Genomic DNA, 6463 nt, shown 5'->3' with positions numbered 1-6463 from the left:
CCCGCCGGGCGGGGGGGGCCCGCGGCGGCGGGCCCCGCCGGGACCTGGTGCCCGGAGGGCCGGGCGCCCCCCCCCCGGGGGGGCCGTGGGGGCGGCCCCGCTGCGGTGAGGGAGGACGGGCCGGCGGCTACGGGAGCGTGATCCGGCCCTCGACGGCGGCCAGCGCGATGTCGGTGCGCCAGTGCGCGCCGGCCAGCCGGACGGCGGCCACCCGCTCGTAGGCGGTCTGCCGGGCGGCGGCGAGGTCGGGCCCGGTGGCGGTCACCGCGAGCACCCGCCCGCCGGCCGAGCGGACCGTGCCCCCGGCGTCCACGGCGGTGCCGGCGTGCAGCACGCCCTCGCCGTCGGCACCGGTCACCGGGTCGCCGGTGCGCGGGGCCTCCGGGTAGCCGGGCGCGGCGACGACGACGGTGACGGCGGCACCGGACCGCCAGCGCAGCGGCGGGTGGTCGGCGAGCGTGCCGGTGGCCGCGGCGTGCAGCAGCCCGCCCAGCGGCGTCTCCAGCAGCGGCAGCACGACCTGGGTCTCGGGGTCGCCGAAGCGGGCGTTGAACTCCACCACCCGCACGCCCCGGGAGGTCAGCGCCAGCCCGGCGTAGAGCAGACCGCAGAACGGCTCGCCGCGGCGGCGCATCTCGTCGACCGTCGGCTGCAACACCGTCGCCAGCACCTCGTCGACCAGCCCGGGCGGGGCCCACGGCAGCGGCGCGTACGCGCCCATCCCGCCGGTGTTGGGGCCCGCGTCGCCGTCGTCGCGGCGCTTGGCGTCCTGCGCGGGCAGCAGCGGCAGCACCGTCGTCCCGTCGGTGACGGCGAACAGCGACACCTCCGGGCCGTCGAGGAACTCCTCGACCAGCACCGCACCCCCGGCGTCGAGCACGCGGTGGCCGTGGGCGACGGCGGCGTCCCGGTCGGTGGTGACGACGACGCCCTTGCCGGCCGCCAGCCCGTCGTCCTTGACCACGTACGGCGCCCCGGCCCCGAGATGCAGGGCCTCGTCGAGCGCGGTCTCCAACTCCGCCGGCCCGCCGACCGGCCACGCGCGGGCGGTGGGCACGCCGGCGGCGGCCATCACGTGCTTGGCGAAGGACTTGCTGCCCTCGATCTGCGCGGCCTGCGCCGACGGTCCGAAGCACGCGATCCCGGCGTCGCGGACGGCGTCGGCGGCGCCGGCGACCAGGGGCACCTCGGGGCCGACGACGACGAGGTCGGCGCGCCAGCCGGTGGCCAGCGCCGCCACCGCCACCGGGTCGGCGACGTCGAGCGGCGCGGCCTCGGCGACCCGCGCGGTGCCGGCGTTGCCGGGGGCGCAGGCCAGCGCGGTGACCGCGGGATCGGACGACAGAGCGACGCACAGGGCGTGCTCCCGGGCTCCGGAGCCGACGACGAGCACGCGCACGGACGGCGACCCTACCGACGGAGGGCGCTCCCCTGCCCGGGACGGCCCTCCCGGTGGCACGCTCGGAGGTGGGGGGTGCCCCCGCACGACCGGCCGAGGGGATGGGCCGATGTCCTCGTCGTGGAGGGTGCCGGGACACCGGCCGGCGACACCGCTCCGGCTCCTGGCCGCGGGCGTGGCGGGGTGCCTGCTCGGCGGCTGCACCGCCACGGGCGGTGGTCGGGACACCGCCGGTTCCCCGGCGACGGGGCCGGACTGGCGGGCAGCCAGCTACCGCGTGACGTGCGACGGGATCGTCCCGGACGGCATCCCCGTCACGCTGACCGGCGGGACCGCGCGGGTGTCCGCCGACGGGAGCCGGCCCCCGTACTACGACCACTACGAGGTCCGGTGGGTGACCTCGGCCCGGGGGGACGTCGACGGGGACGGCGAGCCGGATGCTGTCGTGCTGCTGCAGTGTTCGCCGCAGCCGTCCAACGGCGTCGTCGAGGAGGTCCAGGTGTTCGCCGCGTCCGGCGAGCGGCTGGGCCTGCTGCCCAGTCCCCGCACCCTGCGCGAGGCGACGAGCCTGCCGCCGCTCTACGACCCGGCCGGGTTGTCGGTCCGGGACGGCGACATCGTCGCCGCCATGGAGGCCTACGCGCCGGAGGACTCCCACGCCAGCGGCCCGTCGATCCCGATCACCGTGCGCTGGCACTGGGACGGGCAGGGGTTCGTCCGCGTCTCCTGACCCGGACGTATCAGCCACGGAGCGCGACCTCCCCGAGGCTCACCGCACCCTGTTCGGCTGCGAGCGGTACGCGCGGTGCAGCGCGCGGACGCGGGCGTGCTCGGCGGCGCGGGCGCGGGCGTCGGCGCGCAGCTCCTGCCGGCGGGCCTCGGCCTGCAGCTTGCGCCAGCCCAGCAGCCGGGCGGGGTCGAGCCGGCCGTCGTCGATGGCGGCGGCGACCGCGCAGCCGGGCTCGGTGCGGTGCTCGCAGTCGCGGAACCGGCACTGCGCCGCCAGCTCGGCGACGTCGGCATAGGCGGTGTCGACGCCCTCGTCGTCGTAGAGGCCCAGCTCCCGCATGCCGGGGGTGTCGACGAGCAGCCCGCCGCCGGGCAGCAGGTGCAGCTCGCGGGAGGTGGTGGTGTGCCGGCCGCGGCCGTCGGCCTCCCGGACGTCGCGCGTCGGCGCCACCTCGGCGCCGGCCAGCGCGTTGGCCAGGGAGGACTTCCCCACCCCCGAGGGCCCGACCATGGCCGCGGTGCGGCCCTCGCCCAGCAGCGCCCGCAGCGCGTCGAGTCCTTCGCCGGTGTGCGCGCTGACGGCGAGCACGTCGACGCCGATCGCGTCCTCGGCCACCGCGGCCACCGCGGCCGGGACGTCGTCGCACAGGTCGGCCTTGGTGAGCACGACGACCGGCGTCGCCCCGCTCGCCCACGCGACGGCGAGGTAGCGCTCCACCCGCCGCGCCCGTGTCGGCCCGGCCAGCGCGTCGACGACGAGCACCAGGTCGAGGTTGGCGGCCACCACCTGCCCGGCGGAGGTGCGCCCGGCGACGGTGCGGGTGAACGCCGAGCGCCGCGGCAGCACGGCGACGGCGAGCTCCCCGCGCAGCGCCACCCAGTCGCCCACGGCCGGGGAGGCGACGCCGTCGGGGTCGTGCAGCGCCGCGGCGGGGTGCACCCGCCGCTCGCCGTCGGCGGTGAGGACGGTGAGCCGGCCGCGGTCGACGCGGGTCACCCGACCGGGTGACGTCCCGGGGGGCAGGTGGTCCGCTCGGTCGGCCGACCAGCCGATCCTCGAGAGATGCATCACGCGGCGGATGGTCCCGCGCAGGTCAGCGCGGTGTCCTCCCATTTCTCGGCGACGCGCCAGCCGGCGTTCGCCATCCCGACACCTCGCTCGGGTGTTGTGGACGGCATGCACGCGACCGAGTCGCTCGCGACTCCCGCAGCTGCCCGGACCCCGCGCCCCGTCGTCGTCGGCCACCGCGGCGCCTGCGCGTACCGGCCGGAGCACACCACCGCGAGCTACGAGCTCGCGATCGACATGGGCGCCGACCTCATCGAGCCCGACATCGTCGTCTCGGGGGACGGGGCGCTGGTCGTGCGGCACGAGAACGAGCTCTCGCGCACCACCGACGTCGCCACCCGGCCGGAGTTCGCCGACCGCCGCACCACCCGGCGGGTCGGCCGCAAGCGGCGCACCGGCTGGTTCGCCGAGGACTTCACGCTCGCCGAGCTGCGCACGCTGCGCGCCGTCGAGCGCCACCCCGACCTGCGCCCGCTCAACACCGCCTACGACGGCCGCTTCGGCGTGCTCACCCTCGAGGAGGTCGTGGAGCTGGCCCGCCACCGGTCGACGCCGCAGCGGCAGGTGCGGGTGCTGGCCGAGCTGAAGAAGCCGACCTGGTCGGCCGAGCGGGGCCAGCCGATGACCGAGCTGGTCGCCGCCGAGCTGCGCCGCCTCGACGCCGCCTGCCCGGACGGGACCGTGGTCGTGCAGTCCTTCGACGCCGCGGCGCTGCGCCGGCTGCGCGCCGACCTCGGCGACGACGGCCCGACGATGGTCCAGCTGGTCGACACCACGGCCGCCGACGAGCACCTGCTGACCAACGCCGGCCTGCGCGCGGTGTCCACCTACGCCCAGGGCATCGCGCCCAGCGTCGACCACCTCCTGCTGCGCGACGCCGAGGGGGCGCTGCGCGGGGTCTCCGACCTGGTCCGCCGGGCGCACGCGGCGAACCTGCGGGTGGTGCCCTGGACGCTGGCCGCGGAGAACGCGTTCCTGCCGCGCCAGCTGCGCAGCAGCGAGGACCCCGCCGCCGGCGGTGACGTCCGGTCCGCCGCCCGGCTGCTGCTCGCGCTCGGGGTCGACGGCGTCATCACCGACAACCCCGACGTCGTCGTCGCCGCCCGCGCGGAGCTGGACTCGGAGGCCACCCAGCCGCTGCGGGCCCTGACCGCCTGACGCCCGGGACGCCCGCGGCGGCTCGCCGATGATCAGGTGACCTGATCGTGCGGCGTCCTCCCTCACGGTGGGACGTGCGGGAGGACGCCCGGGGATCAGGTCACCTGATCGTGGCGGCTCAGTCGAGCAGGTCGTGCACGACGACGTTCTCGTCGCGCCCGGGCCCCACCCCGATCACGCTGATCCGCGCCCCCGAGAGCTCCTCCAGCCGGCGCACGTAGGTCTGCGCGTTGGCCGGCAGCTCGTCGAAGGACCGGCAGTGCCGGATGTCCTCGAACCAGCCCGGCATGTCCTCGTAGACCGGGGTGGCGTGGTGGAAGCCGGTCTGCGTCATCGGCATCTCCTCGTGCCGGACGCCGTCGACGTCGTAGGCGACGCAGATCGGCACCGTCTCCAGGCCCGAGAGCACGTCGAGCTTGGTGAGGAAGTAGTCGGTGATCCCGTTGACCCGGCTGGCGTACCGGGCGACGACGGCGTCGAACCAGCCGCAGCGCCGGTCGCGGCCGGTGGTGACGCCGACCTCGCCGCCGACCTTGCGCAGGTGCTCGCCGTTGGCGTCGAACAGCTCCGTCGGGAACGGGCCCGAGCCCACCCGGGTCGTGTAGGCCTTGAGGATCCCGACCACACGGGAGATGCGGGTCGGGCCGATCCCGCTGCCGGTGGCCGCCCCGCCCGCGGTCGGGTTCGACGACGTCACGAACGGATAGGTGCCGTGGTCGACGTCGAGCAGGGTGCCCTGCGAGCCCTCCAGCAGCACCCACTCGCCGGCGTCGAGCGCGTTCGCCAGCAGCAGGCGGGTGTCGGCGATGCGGTCCCGCAGCTGCTCGGCGTAGCCGGCGTACTCCTCGACCACGTCGTCGACGTCGATGGCCTTGCGGTTGTAGACCTTGACCAGCACCTGGTTCTTCTCGACCAGGGTGCCCTCGAGCTTCTGCCGCAGGATCGACAGGTCGAGCAGGTCGGCCACCCGGATGCCGGTGCGGGCCACCTTGTCGCCGTAGGCGGGGCCGATGCCGCGGCCGGTGGTGCCGATCTTGCGCTTGCCGAGGAACCGCTCGGTGACGCGGTCCAGCGCCCGGTGGTGCGGCATGATCAGGTGCGCGTCGGCCGAGATCACCAGCCGGGAGGTGTCCACGCCGCGCTCCTCGAGCCCGGCGAGCTCCCCGATGAGCACCTGCGGGTCGACGACGACGCCGTTGCCGATCACCGGGGTGCACCCGGGCGTGAGGATGCCCGACGGGATCAGGTGCAGGGCGTAGCGCTCGCCGTCGGGGGTGATGACGGTGTGCCCGGCGTTGTTGCCCCCCTGGTAGCGGACCACGTAGGGCACCCGCCCCCCGAGGAGGTCGGTGGCCTTGCCCTTGCCCTCGTCGCCCCACTGGGCGCCGATCAGCACGACTGCCGGCATCTCGCTGTCGTCCCCCTCAGGACTCGTCACCGGCGGTGGACCGGCTGGCAGGTGGCAGGGTATCGGCATGTCCCTCGTCGAGTTCGACCTGCGCGGTCTCGCGCCCGGGCAGGAGCCCGGGCGCGCCGCCGTCTCGGGCGCGGCCGACGCCGGTGCGCTGCTCGTGCGCGGGCCGGTCCCGGCGCTGTCGGCGGTGCTCGCCGCGCTGCACAGGGCCAGCCGGACCGCCGAGGTGCCGGTGTCCTGGGAGCCGGCCGAGGACCCCTCCTCCCGGGGGCTGGCCCGTGACCTGGGGATCGGCACGGGGGACGAGCGGGAGCTGTCGCTGGTGCGCGACGACCACGGCGGGGTGCTGCTGCACCACGGGCGCTACGAGGCCGCCGAGCGCGGGCGCCTGCCGCTGGCCGCGCGACTGGGCGTGCAGGCCCACCACGACGACGCCCGGGTCGCCGACGGGACGGTCGCCCGCATCGACGTGCGGCCCGACTGGGGCGCGGTCGACACGATCCGCGTCGTCGTCTCCCCGCAGCTCATGCGCCCGCCGCGGCGCAGCACCGGCCGGGCGCTGCAGCTGGCCAGCGACCCCGCGCAGGTCACCCGCGACGGCGTCGTGTTCCCGCGGCCGGTGACGCGGTGGACCTGGTACGCCGACGACCGCGTCCGCTGGCGGCTGCGTCCCTGACGGGCCCCCGCGCTCCCC

General features: G+C 76.6%; 6 protein-coding genes. 3 read left to right on the top strand and 3 right to left on the bottom strand.

The features are described 5' to 3' along the window. Positions 1 to 127: 127 nt before the first annotated feature. Positions 128 to 1399 (bottom strand): phosphoribosylamine--glycine ligase, encoded by a 1272-nt coding sequence (gene purD, locus ACI8AD_RS08025; protein WP_456870003.1) that lies wholly within the window; start codon positions 1397 to 1399, stop codon positions 128 to 130. A gap of 277 nt (positions 1400 to 1676) precedes the next feature. Here purD and ACI8AD_RS08020 point away from each other — a divergent pair, with 277 nt between their 5' ends. After that, a complete protein-coding gene (locus ACI8AD_RS08020; RefSeq protein ID WP_456870002.1) occupies positions 1677 to 2129 on the top strand; it encodes a hypothetical protein in 453 nt (150 codons plus the stop codon). 39 nt (positions 2130 to 2168) lie between these two features. Here the strand turns inward: ACI8AD_RS08020 and rsgA are convergent, their stop codons facing one another. Beyond that, the gene (gene rsgA / locus ACI8AD_RS08015; RefSeq protein WP_456870001.1) at positions 2169 to 3125 is read right to left on the bottom strand and encodes a ribosome small subunit-dependent GTPase A; all 957 of its coding nucleotides are present in this window, start codon (positions 3123 to 3125) and stop codon (positions 2169 to 2171) included. A 180-nt stretch (positions 3126 to 3305) separates the two neighbouring features. Between rsgA and ACI8AD_RS08010 the strand changes: the two genes are divergently transcribed. Further along, complete coding sequence (locus ACI8AD_RS08010; protein ID WP_456870000.1) at positions 3306 to 4355, top strand: glycerophosphodiester phosphodiesterase family protein; 1050 nt, start codon at positions 3306 to 3308, stop codon at positions 4353 to 4355. Between the two features lie 118 nt (positions 4356 to 4473). Here the strand turns inward: ACI8AD_RS08010 and ACI8AD_RS08005 are convergent, their stop codons facing one another. Continuing rightward, on the bottom strand, positions 4474 to 5763 hold the full coding sequence (locus ACI8AD_RS08005; protein WP_456869999.1) for an adenylosuccinate synthase: 1290 nt from the start codon (positions 5761 to 5763) through the stop codon (positions 4474 to 4476). Between the two features lie 67 nt (positions 5764 to 5830). On the opposite strand from ACI8AD_RS08005, the gene ACI8AD_RS08000 reads away from it, so the two are divergent. After that, positions 5831 to 6445, top strand: a complete 615-nt coding sequence (locus ACI8AD_RS08000; RefSeq protein WP_456869998.1) for a hypothetical protein — start codon at positions 5831 to 5833, stop codon at positions 6443 to 6445. The last annotated feature ends 18 nt before the right edge of the window (positions 6446 to 6463 follow it).

The organism is Geodermatophilus sp. SYSU D00766, from assembly GCF_054049915.1.
Note: the sequence above shows the minus strand (reverse complement) of the source record. Positions and strands in the feature narration are given on the sequence as shown.